Origin of the sequence: Turicibacter sp. T129, from assembly GCF_025594975.1 — a bacterium.
Lineage (GTDB): Bacteria > Bacillota_I > Bacilli_A > MOL361 > Turicibacteraceae > Turicibacter > Turicibacter bilis.
The window spans coordinates 1-18,212 of the sequence record NZ_JAMQUU010000027.1; the positions used below are offsets into that span (position 1 = coordinate 1).

At 36.9% G+C, this 18,212-nt stretch carries 17 protein-coding genes and 7 tRNA genes; 2 read left to right on the forward strand and 22 right to left on the reverse strand.

The window, feature by feature from the left end:
* Positions 1-174 precede the first annotated feature (174 nt).
* The 8 genes from alr to tmk all read right to left on the reverse strand — a co-directional run bounded on the left by alr (position 175) and on the right by tmk (position 8,109).
* Positions 175-1,305: an alanine racemase gene (gene alr / locus NEH75_RS05560; protein WP_055306012.1), complete on the reverse strand. Its 1,131-nt coding sequence runs from the start codon at positions 1,303-1,305 to the stop codon at positions 175-177.
* Between the two features lie 22 nt (positions 1,306-1,327).
* Positions 1,328-2,182 (reverse strand): 16S rRNA (cytidine(1402)-2'-O)-methyltransferase, encoded by an 855-nt coding sequence (gene rsmI / locus NEH75_RS05565; protein WP_055243523.1) that lies wholly within the window; start codon positions 2,180-2,182, stop codon positions 1,328-1,330.
* Positions 2,183-2,227: 45 nt separating this feature from the next.
* Positions 2,228-2,815, reverse strand: a complete 588-nt coding sequence (locus NEH75_RS05570; protein WP_262941101.1) for a zinc dependent phospholipase C family protein — start codon at positions 2,813-2,815, stop codon at positions 2,228-2,230.
* A gap of 16 nt (positions 2,816-2,831) precedes the next feature.
* Positions 2,832-4,379 (reverse strand): cardiolipin synthase, encoded by a 1,548-nt coding sequence (gene cls / locus NEH75_RS05575; RefSeq protein ID WP_237257973.1) that lies wholly within the window; start codon positions 4,377-4,379, stop codon positions 2,832-2,834.
* A 63-nt stretch (positions 4,380-4,442) separates the two neighbouring features.
* The gene (locus tag NEH75_RS05580) at positions 4,443-5,219 is read right to left on the reverse strand and encodes a tRNA1(Val) (adenine(37)-N6)-methyltransferase (RefSeq protein WP_237297209.1); all 777 of its coding nucleotides are present in this window, start codon (positions 5,217-5,219) and stop codon (positions 4,443-4,445) included.
* A 386-nt stretch (positions 5,220-5,605) separates the two neighbouring features.
* Positions 5,606-6,466: a stage 0 sporulation family protein gene (locus tag NEH75_RS05585; RefSeq protein ID WP_055306015.1), complete on the reverse strand. Its 861-nt coding sequence runs from the start codon at positions 6,464-6,466 to the stop codon at positions 5,606-5,608.
* Positions 6,467-6,468: 2 nt separating this feature from the next.
* Entirely contained in the window at positions 6,469-7,449 is a 981-nt protein-coding gene (holB, locus tag NEH75_RS05590) for a DNA polymerase III subunit delta' (RefSeq protein ID WP_055306016.1), read from the reverse strand.
* Positions 7,450-7,479: 30 nt separating this feature from the next.
* Positions 7,480-8,109 (reverse strand): dTMP kinase, encoded by a 630-nt coding sequence (gene tmk / locus NEH75_RS05595; protein WP_055275228.1) that lies wholly within the window; start codon positions 8,107-8,109, stop codon positions 7,480-7,482.
* Positions 8,110-8,262: 153 nt separating this feature from the next.
* Between tmk and NEH75_RS05600 the strand changes: the two genes are divergently transcribed.
* A complete protein-coding gene (locus NEH75_RS05600) occupies positions 8,263-9,249 on the forward strand; it encodes a metal ABC transporter solute-binding protein, Zn/Mn family (RefSeq protein WP_055306017.1) in 987 nt (328 codons plus the stop codon).
* A gap of 791 nt (positions 9,250-10,040) precedes the next feature.
* Here NEH75_RS05600 and NEH75_RS05605 read toward each other — a convergent pair.
* From NEH75_RS05605 to NEH75_RS05630, 6 genes are all read right to left on the reverse strand, one after another.
* On the reverse strand, positions 10,041-10,379 hold the full coding sequence (locus tag NEH75_RS05605) for a hypothetical protein (protein ID WP_055243379.1): 339 nt from the start codon (positions 10,377-10,379) through the stop codon (positions 10,041-10,043).
* Positions 10,380-10,548: 169 nt separating this feature from the next.
* Complete coding sequence (gene truA / locus NEH75_RS05610) at positions 10,549-11,316, reverse strand: tRNA pseudouridine(38-40) synthase TruA (RefSeq protein ID WP_055306038.1); 768 nt, start codon at positions 11,314-11,316, stop codon at positions 10,549-10,551.
* 11 nt (positions 11,317-11,327) lie between these two features.
* On the reverse strand, positions 11,328-12,116 hold the full coding sequence (locus tag NEH75_RS05615) for an energy-coupling factor transporter transmembrane component T family protein (protein WP_055306039.1): 789 nt from the start codon (positions 12,114-12,116) through the stop codon (positions 11,328-11,330).
* A gap of 3 nt (positions 12,117-12,119) precedes the next feature.
* Positions 12,120-12,980, reverse strand: coding sequence for an energy-coupling factor ABC transporter ATP-binding protein (locus NEH75_RS05620; protein ID WP_055306037.1), 861 nt, complete (start codon positions 12,978-12,980; stop codon positions 12,120-12,122).
* Complete coding sequence (locus NEH75_RS05625; protein WP_082427855.1) at positions 12,956-13,777, reverse strand: energy-coupling factor transporter ATPase; 822 nt, start codon at positions 13,775-13,777, stop codon at positions 12,956-12,958. The genes NEH75_RS05620 and NEH75_RS05625 overlap by 25 nt, the downstream gene beginning before the upstream one ends.
* 47 nt (positions 13,778-13,824) lie before the next feature.
* The gene (locus NEH75_RS05630) at positions 13,825-14,190 is read right to left on the reverse strand and encodes a NusG domain II-containing protein (RefSeq protein ID WP_055306035.1); all 366 of its coding nucleotides are present in this window, start codon (positions 14,188-14,190) and stop codon (positions 13,825-13,827) included.
* Between the two features lie 158 nt (positions 14,191-14,348).
* Between NEH75_RS05630 and NEH75_RS05635 the strand changes: the two genes are divergently transcribed.
* Positions 14,349-16,070 carry an ABC transporter ATP-binding protein gene (locus tag NEH75_RS05635; protein ID WP_055243384.1) on the forward strand — a complete coding sequence of 574 codons (1,722 nt, stop codon included), beginning with the start codon at positions 14,349-14,351 and terminating at the stop codon, positions 16,068-16,070.
* Positions 16,071-16,114: 44 nt separating this feature from the next.
* Here NEH75_RS05635 and ahpC read toward each other — a convergent pair whose 3' ends face one another.
* From ahpC to NEH75_RS05675, 8 genes are all read right to left on the reverse strand, one after another.
* Positions 16,115-16,678 (reverse strand): alkyl hydroperoxide reductase subunit C, encoded by a 564-nt coding sequence (gene ahpC / locus NEH75_RS05640; protein WP_055275244.1) that lies wholly within the window; start codon positions 16,676-16,678, stop codon positions 16,115-16,117.
* A 909-nt stretch (positions 16,679-17,587) separates the two neighbouring features.
* A tRNA-Leu gene (locus NEH75_RS05645) sits at positions 17,588-17,671 on the reverse strand.
* A gap of 8 nt (positions 17,672-17,679) precedes the next feature.
* A tRNA-Lys gene (locus NEH75_RS05650) sits at positions 17,680-17,755 on the reverse strand.
* A gap of 7 nt (positions 17,756-17,762) precedes the next feature.
* Positions 17,763-17,838, reverse strand: a tRNA-Val gene (locus NEH75_RS05655).
* Positions 17,839-17,844: 6 nt separating this feature from the next.
* Positions 17,845-17,920: transfer RNA gene (locus tag NEH75_RS05660), tRNA-Phe, on the reverse strand.
* Positions 17,921-17,929: 9 nt separating this feature from the next.
* Positions 17,930-18,005: transfer RNA gene (locus NEH75_RS05665), tRNA-Asp, on the reverse strand.
* 3 nt (positions 18,006-18,008) lie between these two features.
* Positions 18,009-18,084 (reverse strand) — tRNA-Met (locus NEH75_RS05670).
* Between the two features lie 21 nt (positions 18,085-18,105).
* Positions 18,106-18,198, reverse strand: a tRNA-Ser gene (locus NEH75_RS05675).
* Positions 18,199-18,212 lie beyond the last annotated feature (14 nt).

Genomic DNA, 18,212 nt, shown 5'->3' on the forward strand with positions numbered 1-18,212 from the left:
CGGAAGAACCACTTTTTTATTGACATTTATATCCACTTCGCTTTTTATTGAATTGGTCGTTATTTGTCGAATTATGCACGTGAAATAAAAATGCTATAAAAATAATAAAAAGCTTTGGATATATTTTCGTATATCCAAAGCTTTTTATCTATTAACAATCATCAGTTTCTCTATTTAAGAAAATCTCATTTTTTTGACGGCAATTGTTTTTCCGTTTTGTGTGTAGACGCGTGGAACGCGATCACTAATTAGACATAGGATTTCATAACTAATGGTTCCAATTTCTTTTGCTACACGTTCAACAGGCATGCCATCTCCAATTAATGTGACTGTTGTTCCCATTGGAAATTGTTTTGGTAATCGAATCATCATCTGATCCATACAAACACGTCCTACAATTTCACATTCATGCCCTTCAACAATGACACATCGACCTTGATGTAAACGAATCCAACCATCAGCATAACCAATAGGAACGACACCAATCCACTCATCATTTTTTGCTTCGTAAGTAGATCCATAACCAACTTTATCGCCTTTTTTAATTTGTTTAACCTGTACTAAATTTGATAGTAATTTAAGAGCAGGTTTTAAATCAAAATCAATTGGAATAAAATTGGCATCTGGATTAACACCATATAATCCAATTCCTAAACGAATCGCATGATCAAAATCAAATTCCTTTTGGAGTAATGTCGCTGTATTTTCTAAATGAACATACTTCACGCCACTCAAGTCTAAGTTTGAAATTAAATTTTTAAAATTTTGTATTTGATAATCTAAATACTCCTTATCACAATCAGCTGTTGCCATATGAGTAAAAATACCTTCAACTTCCACCATCGGAGCAGTCTTTAATAAATTAAAATTAGTTTGAATCTGATTCGCATCCATCAACCCTAAACGGTGCATCCCACTATCAATCTTTAAGTGTACTTTAATTTTCTTTTCTAGAGGTAATGAAACAAGATGATTAATCCACACTTCATCGTGAGCAGTTAGTGAAATATTATTTTCTGCAGCCAATGCAACATCTTTTAATCGTGTCATTCCTAGTACTAAAATTGGAACTTCAATTCCTGATTGACGAAGACGTAAAGCTTCATCAAGTCCACTCACTGCTAAACAACTCACACCCGCTTCAATCGCAACTTTTGAAACTTCGGCATCCCCATGCCCATATCCATTGGCTTTCACAACAGCGAAGATTTCCTTCGTTGGGTGTAAGTCTTTAATTTGCTTTACATTATGAGTAATCGCATCTAAGTCAATCTCTGCCCATGTATCACGATAATACTCTTGCATACTCTTCACCTCTACCCATTTGTTAGTTTATATGATATGCACGATAAACTTCGTTTTTCGCCATCTTACGTTCTTTAGCGACACGTTTAATACTTTCATTCGTGCTATATCCTTCCCCGACATAATGCTCAACATGATCCACCACATCAAGCTCTTGCCACCAAAGAGTCTCCTCTTTTTTCTCAGTTGAGCCTTCAACAATGACAACCATCTCACCGCGTAACTCATCTACAATCTCTAACACTTCTTCAATACTTCCGCGTACAAACTCTTCATACTGCTTCGTTAACTCGCGCGCAATAACAATACGACGATTTCCTAACACCTCAAGCATCGCTTGTAACGTCTCTTTAATACGGTGTGGAGACTCATAATAAATCGTTGTGAACGGTTGATATTTTAAATCTTCTAACTCTTTTTTCTTCTTCGATTTCACACGGTTTAAGAATCCGTAGAATAAAAATGGTTGTGGCACTAAACCTGAAGCAATTAACGCGGATAGCGCTGCATTGGCACCTGGTACTGGAATCACAGCATATCCCGCTTCAATAGCCGCAGCGACCACTTCATAACCTGGATCAGAAATACAAGGTAATCCCGCATCACTTACTAATGCGATATTTTTCCCTTCGCTTAATAACTCGATAATGTAATCACCTTTTGAATCCTTGTTATGCTCATGATAACTCGTTAACGGTGTCTCGATTTCAAACACGTGACATAACTTTTTCGTATGTCGTGTATCTTCTGCCGCAATTAAATCGACTGACTTTAAAACTTCTATACAACGTGGCGTCATATCACCTAAATTTCCAATCGGCGTTGCCACTAAATATAAACACGCTAATTCTTGCTTAAAACTTTTTTGAATCTGCATTTTGGTCACTCCATCTATCAATGATACCCTCTATTATAACAGATTTTAGGCTTCTTTTTTGTTATGACTTATCAGTAATTTATGAAATTCATACCGATTGATGACATATTGCATCACTGATACCGAAAGCACCACCATGTCCTCAAAATCTTGTGCCACACTTCTAGTTATAGGCACCTGATTAAGACGATGCGTTAACTTATAGACATACTCTCGAATTTCATTCACACTTCGAAACGGAATAATTTTCACCGTTTCAAGTGTCGCAAATTTCTTCGCAGCATAACGATGTAACATCACTTCGTACTTCAAATGCTTGGCAATCGAATGATTGTCATATAAATAATCATTCGCATGATAAATACACGCATAATCACAGAAAAAGTGAATTAAAATCCCTAAGTTTTCAGAAAACTCTGGAATACTCGCTTTACTATTTAACAAACGATGAAGCATATCAAAAATGATTTCTTCATTATCTCGATGATAATGGCTCATCCGTAAATACTTCTGATGAATATCCGGCTTGATATTTCCATACACAAAACGTCGTTTGTGGATAAAGGCTTGATTTGATGGTGATAACTGTTGATATAAAAACTCACCTACCATCCGATGCGTATTTGCAATCATTATCTCACCATCCTTTCTACATGACTGCTGAAAATAATTGGGCTAATGACTGAGCGGTTCGGATCCTAATCGGGCGTTTTTGCCACTCAGTATAAATAATCTCAGTCGAACGTGAAAAATCAATATTAAAATCATTTAGTAAAGCTTCAATCGATTGGGTTTGATACAGCATCACATTTACTTCAAAGTTTAAATAAAAACTTCGAATATCCATATTCGTCGTTCCAACCGTTGCAATTTTCTCATCGACTACAATAACTTTGGCATGACAGAACACCCCATCATATGTAAAAATCCGAACTCCAACAGCTAGCAACTGTTCAAAATAAGACTGCGTCGCGTAATAAACAAACTTCTTATCTGGTCGACCTGGAACAATAATTCGAACATCAATTCCAGATAACGCCGCATTTTTTAAAGCCATTATAACATCAAAATCAGGGATTAAATATGGAGTTATAATGTAAATACTATGATTCGCATCCATAATCATTCGAAAAATCGATTGCTTAATCGGAGCAATACTTGATTGTGGTCCAGCATCAACGACTTGCACCCCACCATCTTCTTCACTCGGATAAGACATATAGTAATGATCATCCTCCAGTCTCTCTCCCGTTGCAAAAAACCAGTCGCCTGAGAAAATCACGGCTAAATCATGTACGGCCTCGCCCTCAATGAGAATAGATGTATCTCGCCAAAAGCCAAATTTTACGGAACGATGAATATATTCATCCCCAATATTAATACCACCTGTTATCGCCAACTTTCCATCCACCACTAAAATTTTACGATGATTTCGATGATTCATTTTATTCGATAAAAATGGAATCCATACCTTATCAAATTCCGCAAACATAATTCCAGCACTCTTCATCATCTGAATCGCATCCTTTGACATTCGTTTTGAAGATCCCATCGAATCAATTAAGACACGAATCTCAACGCCTGCCTTCGCACGCTCAATGAGTGCCTCAATGACACGCATCCCCATCTCATCACTGTGGAAAATATAATATTCTAAAAAAATAAACTCTTTTGCATTTTTAATCGCCTCTAATAAAACCGGAAACTTTTGCTCACCATTGGTTAAAATACGCGTCTGTGTCTTAAAGGTGACATCATTTTGACTCGTCATTTTATTTAGTTTCACTAATCTTAACGCCTCGTAGCTCAATTCCGTTTCAACATCCGAATGATCATGATGTCTCGCCGGTACCACATAGTCTGATCCAAGCTGTTTCATTCGGCGACGATAACGGAACGTTTCTCGGAATCCATTTCCAAGCATAATATACAAAATCAATCCAATCACCGGAAATAATGCAATGACAAATAACCACGGTAATTTATTCTTCGAATCCGAGTAAATAAAAATAAGGAGCCACACTAAAATGGATGCCACCGAAAGTCCAATATAAATTAAACTCCCTGTCGCAACTGCTACACTATCAATTACTGACGAATAATAAAAACTTGAAAAATAAACAATCACCGTCAAAATAGCCAGTACTATTAATACAATCGATCTTTTCATCTTATCACCTAAAACTATTCTATCCATGAAGCAAACTCTTTATAACAAGATTCATTTAATCGTAAAAAAAGTCGCCTCTAATCGAGACGACTATTCTTTCTTACCAAGCATGAATAAATCTAAAATTTCCTGACTATAATTTAAACTTTTTTCATTTTCATAAACAAATAGTGGATTTTCAATACGAAGGTTTCCTGGATTACCACCTTTAATTCCTTCAATTAAAAGCACATTGGCTTCACGATTAATACGCGGATAAACTAAACGCATACGCTTAGGTTCAATCTTATATTTTCTAAAGGTTTCAATAATATCAATTAAACGATCTGGACGGTGAACCATTGCAAAGCGTCCACCTTGCTTTAATAATAATGACGCTTCCTTCACGACATCATCAAGTGTTGCTAATACTTCATGACGTGCAATCGTTAAATAATCATTTTTATTTAAATTACTATCTGGATTCACTTTGAAATACGGCGGATTACATGTCACCACATCATGTGCATACTTTCCAAGCTTCTCATGAATCCCTTTTAAGTCACCCTGAACAATCTTAATACGATCTTCCAGACCATTGACTGCCACATTACGTGTTGCTAAATCATAAGACATCTCTTGAATTTCAACCCCTGTAATATGAGCATTTTTACTACGAAGTGATAAAAATAAAGGAACCGGTGCATTCCCTGTACATAAATCCACAATCGACTTCGCATTCTTATTTAACGTCGCATAATCACCAAGCAACGTCGAATCTAACGAGAAATTAAACATCTCAGGATTTTGAATAATCTTTAAACCATCATAACCTAATAAATCATTCAAAACCTCATTCTCTTTCAAAAACTTTTCCTTATCTAACACATCAAGCACCATCCAATGAAAAAATATAAACTACGGTAAAATTCTACTTCTAAGACAAAGTCCTTCATATAGTTGAAGGACTTTTAAATATTAAAAAATTTGAACTAATATCATTTAATAAACACTTTATCCACAATCTAAGTGGCATCAGTCCTAATGAACCACAAATAACTAGTATTCACAATAATGAGCTGTCCCTGGCAAAACTCAAATGCTACAATAAAAAATTATTCCTTGCAAATATAGATTACAAAACAGATAGCACTACCTAATCCAGATTTGAGTCGCAGTATCTCTATAAAGTCTTAAACTGCCTATCGACTCTTAAAGAGTCAATGTCAGTTTAGACGACTTTTACGAGCAGACTAAACACGACTCTCAACTTTTTAATCAATCAATTGTTTTAGTTCTGGGTCGATTTGGATTTCTTCTTTTTTGACTTTACGGTCTAAGATTTTAAGGATTTCTGAGGCGTCATGTTTACGGATTGTATCTTTGTACTCGACCATTAATGTTTCAGAAATCATATTAATTGAACGAACACGTCCTTCCCCTAACTCTGTTAACACGCGATTTCCAACGTCAGGTAATCGTTTCATTAATTCCACATACGTCTCATTCTCGTATTTTAAACAACATAAAAGTTTTCCACAAACCCCCGAAATCTTTGATGGATTTAATGATAATTGTTGATTTTTCGCCATCTTAATCGTTACCGTTGCAAACTCGCCTAAAAACGATGTACAACATAACACACGTCCACATGGACCTAATCCACCAATCATTTTTGCCGCATCACGAACCCCAATTTGACGAAGTTCGATACGTAAACGGAACGTATACGCTAAATCCTTAACTAACTGTCTAAAATCGACGCGACCTTCAGCCGTAAAATAGAAAATTAACTTCGTACGATCAAACGTATATTCACAACCTAAAAGCTGCATATCTAACTTATTTTTAACGATTAACTGCTCACAAGCCTCAATTGCATAAGCTTCATCCGCCTTATTTTGACGATGCTTCTCAATATCCTCTTCCGTCGCAATTCGCATCACAGGTTTTAGCGGTAAAAACACATCTTCCTCACCAACCAACTTCGGAGCAATTACAACCGTACCAAACTCCATCCCGCGAACCGTTTCAACTAAAACATAATCGCCTTTTTTAAGCTCAAACCCATTTGGATCAAAGAAATACTTCTTCCCAACCTGCTTAAACTGAACCCCTACTACTTCATATTGCATGACTAAAATCCTCCTCTCATCTCTAAGAATAACTGATCAAAACAAAGCATCACATTCGCATTCGCCATCAAACGCTTCTCCGCCTCCAAAAGCGCACGCAACTTATTCAAACACGACGTCGTCGTATTTGCTTGCTCACTTGTGGAAAGTGAAGAAGGATACAACCTAAAAGCAAGCTGCTCAGTCTTACCTAACTTCATCCTTAGTACATCCTCATAATAAATCATAAAAAGCTTTAAATATAATAACTGAGAATCCTTTTCCTTAAAAAGATCCTGATGTTGCATGAACAAAATAGACGGATCTAACTTCGTCTTTACAAAACAATCCTCAGTTTTCAAAACAAAATCAATTAACGATGCCAAACGGTCCGATTCCGCTAACTTAATCCCTTCATCTAAATTTTGCGTTAACGACGCCACAATCGCCGCATACTGATTCACTCCCGCTTCACAGTACTGCTTAATTAACTCCTCATGGGGTAACGATTTAAAAGAAAGGACAACCGCGCGTGAACGAATCGTCGGTAACAACATCTGTTTATTCTCCGTTAATAAAAGCGCATAGGTATTCTTCATTGGCTCCTCTAAAAACTTTAACAAACTATTCGCTGCACTCACCGACATCTTATCAGCATCTTCAATAATATAAACCTTCGCCGAATTCTCCGCCGCCATCTTTGAAAACTCCGATTGCAACGTCTGAATCTGCTCCTTTTTAATACTATTTCCTTCTGGGCGAATCACATAAACATTCACGTGTCCCTCATTCTCAATCATCTGACAACTTCGACACGTTCCACAAATCTTATCCTCTGATTCACACAATAACATTTTAGCAAAATTCTTCGCAACAAACAACTTTCCGACACCCTTAGCGCCCTCTAAAATATACGCATGAACCAAGCGATTCTTATGATAACTATTCACTAAAAATCGAACCACCTCAGACTGGCGATCTGAAACTTTTTCCCATCCACGCACACGCGTCACCTCCTTTCAAATCCATCTTCTTTATTTATTTAACTTACTTAAAATTAATGCACAAACCTCATCTGTCAATGCCTCAACAGACTTTGTCGCATCTACAGAAACAATACGCTCTGGATTCATTTTTGCTTGCTTTTTATATCCTTCATAAACTAACTCATGGAAGGCTAATCCCTCTAAATCTAAACGATTTACCTCGCGAGAGTCATTCGCTGCAATACGAGCTAACCCAATTTCAGGCTTAATATCAAAAAAGATTGTTAAATCCGGCATAAACCCTTCAATCGCGAACTGATTAATCTCACGAACTTCATCCATTCCAATGCCACGAGCATAACCTTGATACACAATCGAACTATCCACAAAGCGATCGCATAACACAATACGACCTTCATCCATAGCCGGTTTCACCTTCTCAACTAAATGTTGACGACGGGCAGCAGCGTAAAGTAAAGCTTCCGTACGACAATCCATCTCCGTATGATCACGATCTAAAATGACCTCACGAATTTTCTCAGCAATCTTAATCCCACCCGGTTCACGCGTATATAACGTCTCGATTCCAAGTGTTGATAACTTATCAATTACCGCATTCGCAATCGTCGTCTTTCCGGCACCTTCTCCGCCTTCTAGTGTAATAAATAATCCACTCATCGTCTAAACTCCTTTATCAAAAAATCAAATATCAAACAACATTATCTCACAAATACCCCCTATTTTAAAGAAATTTATCTCCACCTCATTATGGATTAAAAAGCATTGCATGGGAAAAAATATAACCATCCTACGATAAGGAGTTTTAACAACATGATGAAAAAATATCTTATTTTCCTACTTTGCATCATCACCTTAGGATGTACTCACACAACTAACGAAAACAAAACGACGTCTATCCTCAAAGTAGCCACAACCATTTACCCATTAACCTATTTTACCCAGCAAATTGGAGGTCAATACGTCAACACGACCCAACTAGTACAAGACGAAGCCGATATCCACAACTATAAACTCACGGTAAACGCTTTAAACAATGCTCAAAAATCAGACTTAGTCCTTTACATCGATCCAACCCTCGAACCTTATACCCTCGACCTTACCTCTATTATTGACGAGCAACATATTCCTTCAATTAATATGTTAGCCGAAGTAAAAAAACAAACAGCCCCCGAAATTGGACAAGGACAAACCCTCATTAGTGGAACACTCACTGTCGAAGAATCATCTGGACAATCCCCAACCTTCCCAAAACATAAAGATGGTCGCTCAGAACAAACCTTGTCTAAAGCATATAACCATCTCTGGTTACATCCATCGTATGCTATCATCATGTGTGAAGTCATCAAAAATGAACTCACCGCATTTCGACCAGAATACGAAGCCATCTTCCAAGCAAATTACAATCAATTAAAGGAAAAACTCCTCACACTCAATCAAGCCTTCGAAAGCTTAAGTGATGCTCCAAACAAATATTTCATCACGACACATGACGCGTTCTCCACATGGCAAAGTTATGGACTCATTCAAATCCCCATCCTAGACTATTATGAAAACGAACTTCCACAACAAGACCTTCAGCAGCTCATCAATACCTCGCTAACATTAAACCTATACTACCTTTTTCAAGCACCTAACATCGACTCAAGCATCATCGAACAAATCCAAAACAGTCTTAACCTAGAAAGCATCCCCCTCTATACCCTCGCCACCCTCACCGAAGAACAAATCCAAAACGGTGATGACTACTTTAGCATCATGTACGAAAACATCAATCATTTAAAACGTGAACTCTATTAAGAAAGATAAACCCTAAAAACTATATCATTACCCCATTCGTTCATCATACTCAAACTTTAAAATTCCCCTACCTATTAAAGAAACATTTATCTGCGTAGCGGGGGGGGCCTATGTGTGGAGAAAAGCTACGATCTCAATCATAGATTGAGTCACGTAGCATAGGGAAGCTATGGGTAAAAGCAGGTTGGATACTTCTCATCATCTCAATCTTACCGATGTTTTTTGTCATGGGAGAAAATGAAAATACAATTGGTATGTTAGGAGGTATTATTTCCTTTATTCAAATCACCTTCCTAACGACACCTATCTTTTTCACGGAAAAAGCCCTAAAAAATACCTTCGATCAATAAGGTAACAAAAGAAACCTCACCTAAAAAGACAAGTCAAACTTGTCTTTTTTAATTAGATTAACTTTGAAATCCTCTCTCTATTTCCTTATAGAATAAGTGTATCTTGCCAATAATAAATCAAATTGATTACGATTAAAGAGCACATAAGATTCTCTTTAATCTTTTAAAATTTAAATTAAAGATGTTTAATGAATAATCATGGGATATGAGATTAAAGATTAGCATATCTTTTCATAATCTTTATTAATCTATTGGTTAATAAAAAATAGGAGACAAATCATTAGAAAATTTATTTATGAGAGAAAGATTGCTTAGCGCTCTTTCTCTGTAATACCCATTATAGAATTTTTTCAACGATGATGTCTCCTCCTAATTATTTTCTGTACATAACAAAAAAAAAGAGCCATCAACCGATGACTCTTTTCTTTTACTCTATAAAAACTATTCTTCTTCAATTTTAACGTCAACAATTTGACTAAAAACTACACGCTTTAAAGTTGAATCTGTGATAACTAAAAGTTGTTCATAATGTTCGTCATAATGAGAAATTGTCCCTGAAACTACAAAAGACTCACCATTTTCATCAGCCACTGTCAGCTGAACTGGCAATTTATCATCAAACGCACGCTTTAATCCTTTATACCCTGAAGTTTCTTTATTCGTAATTACTTGTGTATATTTCGAAAGATCCTCAAGATTTAAAGCGTCATTAGGTTGAATCATGCTTTGTGTCGGTTGATCTTGTCGACTGAATAATTTATTTATGAATTTTAGTGCCATATTTGCCTCCTGTATAATTCAACAAATAACTCGTTGCTCCCCTTATTTCACCCTATCTACTATAAATTATAACATAAACTCTTTGATAAACAAACAAAGACCTTATAATTATATTTTCATTTTTTACCTCTCTATCACCTTAAAAGACAACATCTGACAAATATCAATTTTACTCCTCGATATCCGCCAAAGGTTTCAATAATTCCTCTGGATAATCGACACGCTGTAAATAAAGCCCCTGTGGTTTAGCCGTATGTCCTGCTAAACGACGATCCTTCATTTCAAGGATTTTTTTAATATCTTCTGGTTGTTTACGCCCTTCACCGACCTGAATGAGCGTCCCAATCATAATACGAATCATATATCGTAAAAAACCATTTCCAACAAAAATAAATGTTAACTCACCCTCTTCATCAAGCAACTCCGCCTGATAAATCGTACGCTCTTTATTGATCTCATCTAAGTTCCCACAAAACGATGTAAAATCATGCGTTCCTAATAAATACGTCATCGCCTCACGCATCTTCGCCACATCCAATGGGCGACGATGATAATACACATAATGACGCTTCATCGGATTATACGTATTTAATGACAACTTATAGCGATACTCCTTAATCTTACCATGATAGCGCGAATGAAACTCAGGATGAACCTCATGGCTATCTAAAACATAAATATCCTCCGGTAACATCGAATTGAGCGCCCTAACATAACGCGTTCCATCCATATTAACCTCACTATCAAAATGAAATACCTGTCCATACGCATGAACACCTGTATCCGTACGTCCTGAACTATGAATCGTAATCGGTACCTTACAAATCTTCTCTAATGCTGCCTCAATCTCACCTTGAACCGTACGCTGTCCTGGCTGACGCTGATAACCATTAAATAACGTTCCATCATACGCCACCGTACACTTAATTCTTTTCATAATTCGCCACCTTAAAAAATAATTGCCCCAATAAATAGAGCCCCACAAACTAAAACAAGCACCGTATCTGATACTTTCCAACTTAAACGATTAATACTCGTTCTCAGACGCCCCGGCACATAACCACGAACCTCCATCGCATTCGCCAACTCATCGGCACGTTTGAAGGATAAAATGAATAAAGGTACAAGCAGAGAAATCAGTTGCATCACCTTATCTTTAAATTTTCCTTCACTAATATCCACACCACGTGACGCCTGTGCCTTTAAAATCTTTTGAGTCTCCTCGAATAACGTTGGAATAAATCGCAGTGCAATTGAAATCATCAAGGCTAACTCAGATACAGGGAATCCGACCTTCTTTAAAGGCTTAAATAATGACTCCAGTGCTAACGTTAAATCAGACGGCTTCGTCGTCAACGTTAGAAGTGTTGAAATCAACACAACAATGATTAATCGGATACTCATAAAGAATCCTAAATTTAAGCCTTCATCATAAATTTCAATCGGTCCTAAACTAAAAATAACCTGGCCTTGCCTATTAAAAATTATTTGCAAAACAAACGTTAAAATTACAAAGAAAAACACAGGTTTTAAACTTCTCATAAAATAATTCAATGGAATTTTCGTTAACGTCATGGCGACTAACTCCGCCACAATTAACAACCCCATAAATAACCAACTATCAATCAAAAAGCTTGCCACCACGAATAATGACGTCGCCACAATCTTAGCACGTGGATCTAGTCGATGCCAAAATGATTGACCTGGTAAGTATTGACCAATAACAATCCCATTCACCAACTATCCCCTCCCTACTAAAGCTTCAATCTGACTAACAAACTCGTCTGTCGTTAACGGCAGTTTATCCACAGATAATCCTACTTTTTTCGCTAACTGATGATAATTTTGTGCGGCAATCGGCAACGTAATTCCACACTCTTTTAGCGCTTCAACTTCTTTGAACACTTGTTGTGGTGTTCCTTTTAACTTCATGACACCACGATGCATCACAATCATTTCCTCAGCATACTCTGCCACTAAATTCATATCATGCGTCACTAACACAATCGTTTTTCCATACTGCTTATGTAATGTATTGAACATTTCCATCATTTCATATTGACCTTGAGGATCAAGACCTGCTGTTGGTTCATCTAACACTAACACATCTGGATTCATCGCTAAAATACCTGCAATTGCGACACGGCGCATCTGCCCACCACTTAAATTAAATGGTGAATGCTCTAAAATAGATTCATTTAATCCGACCATCTGAATGACATCACGTGCTCGCTGATGTGCCTCGTCTTCAGACACACCATAGTTCATCGGCCCAAACATAATATCCTTCTCAACCGTCTCTTCAAATAATTGATATTCCGGAAACTGAAAAACTAATCCGACATGCTGACGAACTTCTTTTAACCCTTTATTTTTCTCATCTGATTTAATGACTTTCTCACCAATCGTAATACTTCCGCTACTTGGCTTTAATAACCCATTCATATGCTGAATAAGCGTTGACTTTCCAGACCCCGTATGTCCAACAACCGACAAAAACTGTCCTTCTTTAATCTCAAAATTAATATCATAAAGTGCACGCTGTTCCATCGGAGTATTGGCATTATAAACATGATTTACTGATTCAAATTTAATTTGCATAACTCACCCATCAACTCCTCATCACTTGTACAAATCTCACTTAAAATCCCTTTTTGCTTCAAATCATACGACGCTTTGACCGCAAACGGAACATCTAGCTTCACTGATTCTAACAATTCCTTCTCTGCAAAGACCTCTTTCGGCGTTCCTTCTAAAATAATTTGACCGGCATTCATCACAACAATACGATCACTCTTCACTGCCTCATCTAAATGATGCGTAATCATAATAATCGTCTTATCCTCATCTTGCGCCAATTCATGAACAAGCTCCATCATATTTTCACGCCCTTGTGGATCTAACATGGCTGTCGCTTCATCTAAAATAATAATTTTAGCACCTAAAGCTAATACCCCAGCAATGGCCACGCGTTGCTTCTCACCACCACTTAAATGATGCGGCTCACGATCTAAAAACTGCTTCATCCCCACCTTCGTCGCATACTCCTCAACCAGGCGGTTCATTTCTTCATACGATACGCACTTATTTTCAAGGCCAAATGCAATATCGTCGCGCACAGTACTTCCAACGAACTGATTATCAGGATTTTGAAAAACAATCCCAATTTTTTGTCTAATCTCAAACACGGTCTCTTCATTTAATGGCTGACCATCTACAAAAATCTTCCCAGCCTGAGCCTCTATTAAACCAACTAATAACTTTGATAATGTCGACTTCCCAGAACCATTATGTCCTAAAATCGTGACAAATTCACCTTGATTAATCTTTAAACTATAATCTTTTAAAACCGTCTGACCTTCATCATAACCAAACGTCACATTTTCTAATCGAATCATCTCTGACACCGAGCTCCACCACCCTATACATTTTAATTCATAACGACCTAAATAGCTATTCCATCTAAATCAGCATCTGCACTTCCAACAATCTCAATCACTAAATAATGAGGCGCACAAATAATACTTTGTCCGACCTTACTAATTGTCCCTACTTCAACACAATCATGATCAGGACAATCAGCCTCTTCAATATGTACACCATCTTTATCGACAATCACTTTATTATAACCTAATTCCGTCTCAATTTCGAAGACATGCTCTTGACCATCTATATCAATACGCGCATATTCTTCTCCCTTTAATGAAATAATAACTTCTTGATTATCATTCGATTGCATCATAAACATTGCAAGTAAAAAACCACTTATCGCGATGACAGCAATAATAATATATACATCAAAACGCTTCATCTACTACATCCTCCAAAACTAATCTAGCTGATCTTCATACATCTAACATTATAACAAGATTATTAATTAATTGTCATGAAAATCCGACGATAACCATATAAAAATATTGGAAAAAATTTGTATATTTGGTAAACTTAATAAAATGAAGGAGTGAAACTATGTTTAAGAAATTTGTATCTTATTATCGAAAACACTTAGGGCTATTTCTAATCGATATGGCTGCTGCACTCATCATGGCAGGAATTGATTTAATCTATCCATCATTCACAAGAACATTTATGAATGACTACATTCCCAACCGTAATGTGAGTGCCATGATCAACATCAGCCTCTTCTTACTAATTCTATTTATCATTCGATTGATTTGTTCCCACATTGTCAACTACTGGGGGCACATCATGGGAGCTCGAATGGAATTCGACATGAGACAAGACCTCTTCAAAAAATTCCAAACCTTAAACTTCAGCTACTATGACGAAAACAAAACCGGTGTCATCATGTCACGCCTTGTTGGCGATCTACGTGACATCACCGAGCTCGCCCATCACGGTCCAGAAGATATATTCATCTCTGCTATCATGATCATCGGAAGCTTTATCATCCTATTTAACATCAATGTCCTCTTCACCCTCTTAATCTTTCCAATCATTCTCTTAATTATTATCTTCTCCCTTTGGAGACGTAACGCCATGATGGTTGGATTCCGTCGAACAAGACAAACTCAAGGAGAAATCACCGCTCAAATCGAAAGTAGCATCGGTGGTATTCGTCTAACAAAATCATTCGCTAATGAAAACTACGAATATGAAAAATTCACCGAAAACAATGAACAATACGCTGACTCATGGAAAAATGCCCTTTTCCAAATGTCAGTCTTTCAAAGTGGAAATAATTTTTTAATTGATATCCTAAACTTGGCTCTTCTAATTATTGGTGGCCTCCTTGTAGCTAAAGACACTATTACACTAGGAGACTTCACAGCATTCCTACTATACGTTAACTTCTTGATTAAACCAATCCAACGCCTCATCAACTTCATGCAACAATTCCAAACTGGATGGGCAGGATTTGAACGCTTCTATGAAATTATGCTACTCGAACCAAAAATTAAAACAGAGCCGCAAGCTATTACATTAGAAAATCCAAAAGGAAAAATCACCTTCAATCACGTTAACTTCAAATACGATGCCAACGATGAACACGTCCTTACCGACTTCAACATCACCATCGAACCAGGCAAAAAAATCGCCCTCGTAGGAGAATCCGGCGTTGGAAAATCTACCATCTCATTACTAATCCCAAGATTCTACGACGTCACATCAGGTGAAATACTCATCGATGATACCAATATCAAAAACTATGACTTACACACATTACGCAAAAACATCGGACACGTGCAACAAGACGTCTATATCTTTTACGGAAACATCCGCGACAACATCCTCTATGGAAACCCAGAAGCAACCGAGGAACAAATGATCGCCGCCGCTAAAAAAGCACGCATCCATGATTTCATCATGTCCCTCGAAAACGGATACGACACTACAGTAGGTGAACGCGGCGTTAAACTATCCGGAGGTCAAAAACAACGTATTGCCATTGCACGCGTCTTCTTAAAAAATCCAGCTATCTTAATCTTAGATGAAGCCACATCAGCGCTAGATAACATCACTGAAATGCTAATTCAAGAAGCACTAGATGAATTGACAGTCGGTCGAACAACCATTATTATTGCACATCGCCTAAGCACAGTTAAAAAAGCAGATGAAATTCTAGTCTTAACACGACAAGGAATCTCTGAACGTGGATCTCACAAAGAATTAATCAAAGCCAATGGATACTACGCTGAACTATACGAATCACAATTTAAAAACCTATAATAAAAAGAGAGGAAAATCCTCTCTTTTTATTTATAAATTATATCTTATAATTTCCCTACTAAGTCTAAGCTTGGTGTTAAAGTTTCAGCACCTGGTTGCCATTTAGCTGGACACACTTGATCTCCGTGCTCAGCAACGAATTGTGCAGCTTGAACTTTACGTAATAATTCCTCAGCATTACGTCCGATTCCATTATCATGGATTTCATATGCTTTAATAACACCTTCTGGATTTACAACAAAACTTCCACGTAATGCTAAACCTTCTTCTTCGATCATAACTTCGAAGTTACGAGTTAAAGTACCAGTTGGGTCAGCTAACATTGGGTATTTGATTTTTCCGATTGTTTCAGAAGCATCAGCCCATGCTTTGTGTACGAAGTGAGTATCTGTAGATACTGAGTATACTTCACATCCCATTTCTTGGAATTTAGCGTAGTTATCTGCTAAGTCACCTAATTCAGTTGGGCAAACAAATGTGAAATCTGCTGGATAGAAGAAAAATACAGACCATTTTCCTTTGATTGATTCAGAAGTAACTTCTTTGAATTCTCCATTGTGGTACGCTTGTACAGCGAATTCTTTAACTTGAGTGTTAATTAAAGACATTATTATTTCCTCCCTTAAATTATAGTAATCATTACTGATATTGTTATTATATATTTGTTTCCTGATAAAGTCAACAGAAATAACTCAAAAAAATTCTCTTTTTTAAAATATAAATAATCAATACAATTGTATGAAATATTTCAAATGAAATTTTCCTCCCAACACATTTATGTGACCATATACTATTTATTCTCTTATTTATGCCGATCCTATTTCTTTAAAAAAGTACAGCATTATCATTTCCATTACACTTCTTTATTAATCTTTAAATCCCCCTATATATAATTAATTTGATTTATTAATCACTGACTTCGACTCTCTACTCTATCCATACCTTAAAGGCATTACATCTCAATTTCATTCCCTAGTAGTAGAAAACCTTTACTTCGCAAGCTAAATGATTCATATTAATACTTATAATCCAAAGTCGGAAATTAAATTGCCATATAAAATCATTCTATCACATAATTTACAAAAAATGGTTTAATCTATATCTTTCATTCAAAACTTTCATAAAATTTTTCATATAAACAATTTACATTACTTAAATTAGCAACCACACTTTTCAACAATAAAAAAGAGGATTTAATCGAATAGCAAGGGTCGATTAAATCATCAATAATGGATAGACTAAAATCAAGAAGATGATTAATAAAAGAGAGTCTTATTTTTTAAAAATTATACAATAGAATCTCGTATATTTATAATAAAGACCTTTTGCATAAGACTTGTCTAAACTAAAACTATATCACTATTATCTATAATTTGATTAGCAACATTCTGTGAAAATATCCATTAAAAAAACCAGTTATTAAATAACTGGTTTTTTTAATATGCAATGGTATTTTTTCTCTAAAAATAAAAAAAGATAAAACTTTTAAAAATCTTACCTAAGTTTATTAAAGTAAATGGTGCGGGTGACAGGAGTTGAACCTGCACACCAAAGGTACTAGAGCCTAAATCTAGCGCGTCTGCCAATTCCGCCACACCCGCATTTAAAATGGTGTCCTGCAGAGGACTCGAACCTCTGACCCTCTGATTAAAAGTCAGATGCTCTACCAACTGAGCTAGCAGGACTTTTTTATGGTGGAGGATGACGGGCTCGAACCGCCGACCCTCTGCTTGTAAGGCAGATGCTCTCCCAGCTGAGCTAATCCTCCACTTAATGGTGGCTTGGGACGGAATCGAACCGCCGACACAAGGATTTTCAGTCCTTTGCTCTACCGACTGAGCTACCAAGCCTTTTTAAAATGGCGGTCCAGACGGGAATCGAACCCGCGATCTCCTGCGTGACAGGCAGGCATGTTAACCGCTACACCACTGGACCTTTTGGTTGCGGGGACAGGACTTGAACCTGCGACCTTCGGGTTATGAGCCCGACGAGCTACCAACTGCTCCACCCCGCGATGTTATATTTAAATTTAATATGGCGGAGGAAGAGGGATTCGAACCCCCGCGACGCTTTCACGCCCTGTCGGTTTTCAAGACCGATCCCTTCAGCCGGACTTGGGTATTCCTCCATTTTATCCATATT

Coding starts and splice junctions, on each gene's coding strand:
- alr (WP_055306012.1), bottom strand. CDS start 1,305: ATGCAAGAGTATTATCGTGATACATGGGCAGAGATTGACTTAGATGCG.
- rsmI (WP_055243523.1), bottom strand. CDS start 2,182: ATGCAGATTCAAAAAAGTTTTAAGCAAGAATTAGCGTGTTTATATTTA.
- NEH75_RS05570 (WP_262941101.1), bottom strand. CDS start 2,815: ATGATTGCAAATACGCATCGGATGGTAGGTGAGTTTTTATATCAACAG.
- cls (WP_237257973.1), bottom strand. CDS start 4,379: ATGGATAGAATAGTTTTAGGTGATAAGATGAAAAGATCGATTGTATTA.
- NEH75_RS05585 (WP_055306015.1), bottom strand. CDS start 6,466: ATGCAATATGAAGTAGTAGGGGTTCAGTTTAAGCAGGTTGGGAAGAAG.
- tmk (WP_055275228.1), bottom strand. CDS start 8,109: ATGAGTGGATTATTTATTACACTAGAAGGCGGAGAAGGTGCCGGAAAG.
- NEH75_RS05600 (WP_055306017.1), top strand. CDS start 8,263: ATGATGAAAAAATATCTTATTTTCCTACTTTGCATCATCACCTTAGGA.
- NEH75_RS05605 (WP_055243379.1), bottom strand. CDS start 10,379: ATGGCACTAAAATTCATAAATAAATTATTCAGTCGACAAGATCAACCG.
- truA (WP_055306038.1), bottom strand. CDS start 11,316: ATGAAAAGAATTAAGTGTACGGTGGCGTATGATGGAACGTTATTTAAT.
- NEH75_RS05620 (WP_055306037.1), bottom strand. CDS start 12,980: ATGCAAATTAAATTTGAATCAGTAAATCATGTTTATAATGCCAATACT.
- NEH75_RS05625 (WP_082427855.1), bottom strand. CDS start 13,777: ATGATTCGATTAGAAAATGTGACGTTTGGTTATGATGAAGGTCAGACG.
- NEH75_RS05630 (WP_055306035.1), bottom strand. CDS start 14,190: ATGAAGCGTTTTGATGTATATATTATTATTGCTGTCATCGCGATAAGT.
- NEH75_RS05635 (WP_055243384.1), top strand. CDS start 14,349: ATGTTTAAGAAATTTGTATCTTATTATCGAAAACACTTAGGGCTATTT.
- ahpC (WP_055275244.1), bottom strand. CDS start 16,678: ATGTCTTTAATTAACACTCAAGTTAAAGAATTCGCTGTACAAGCGTAC.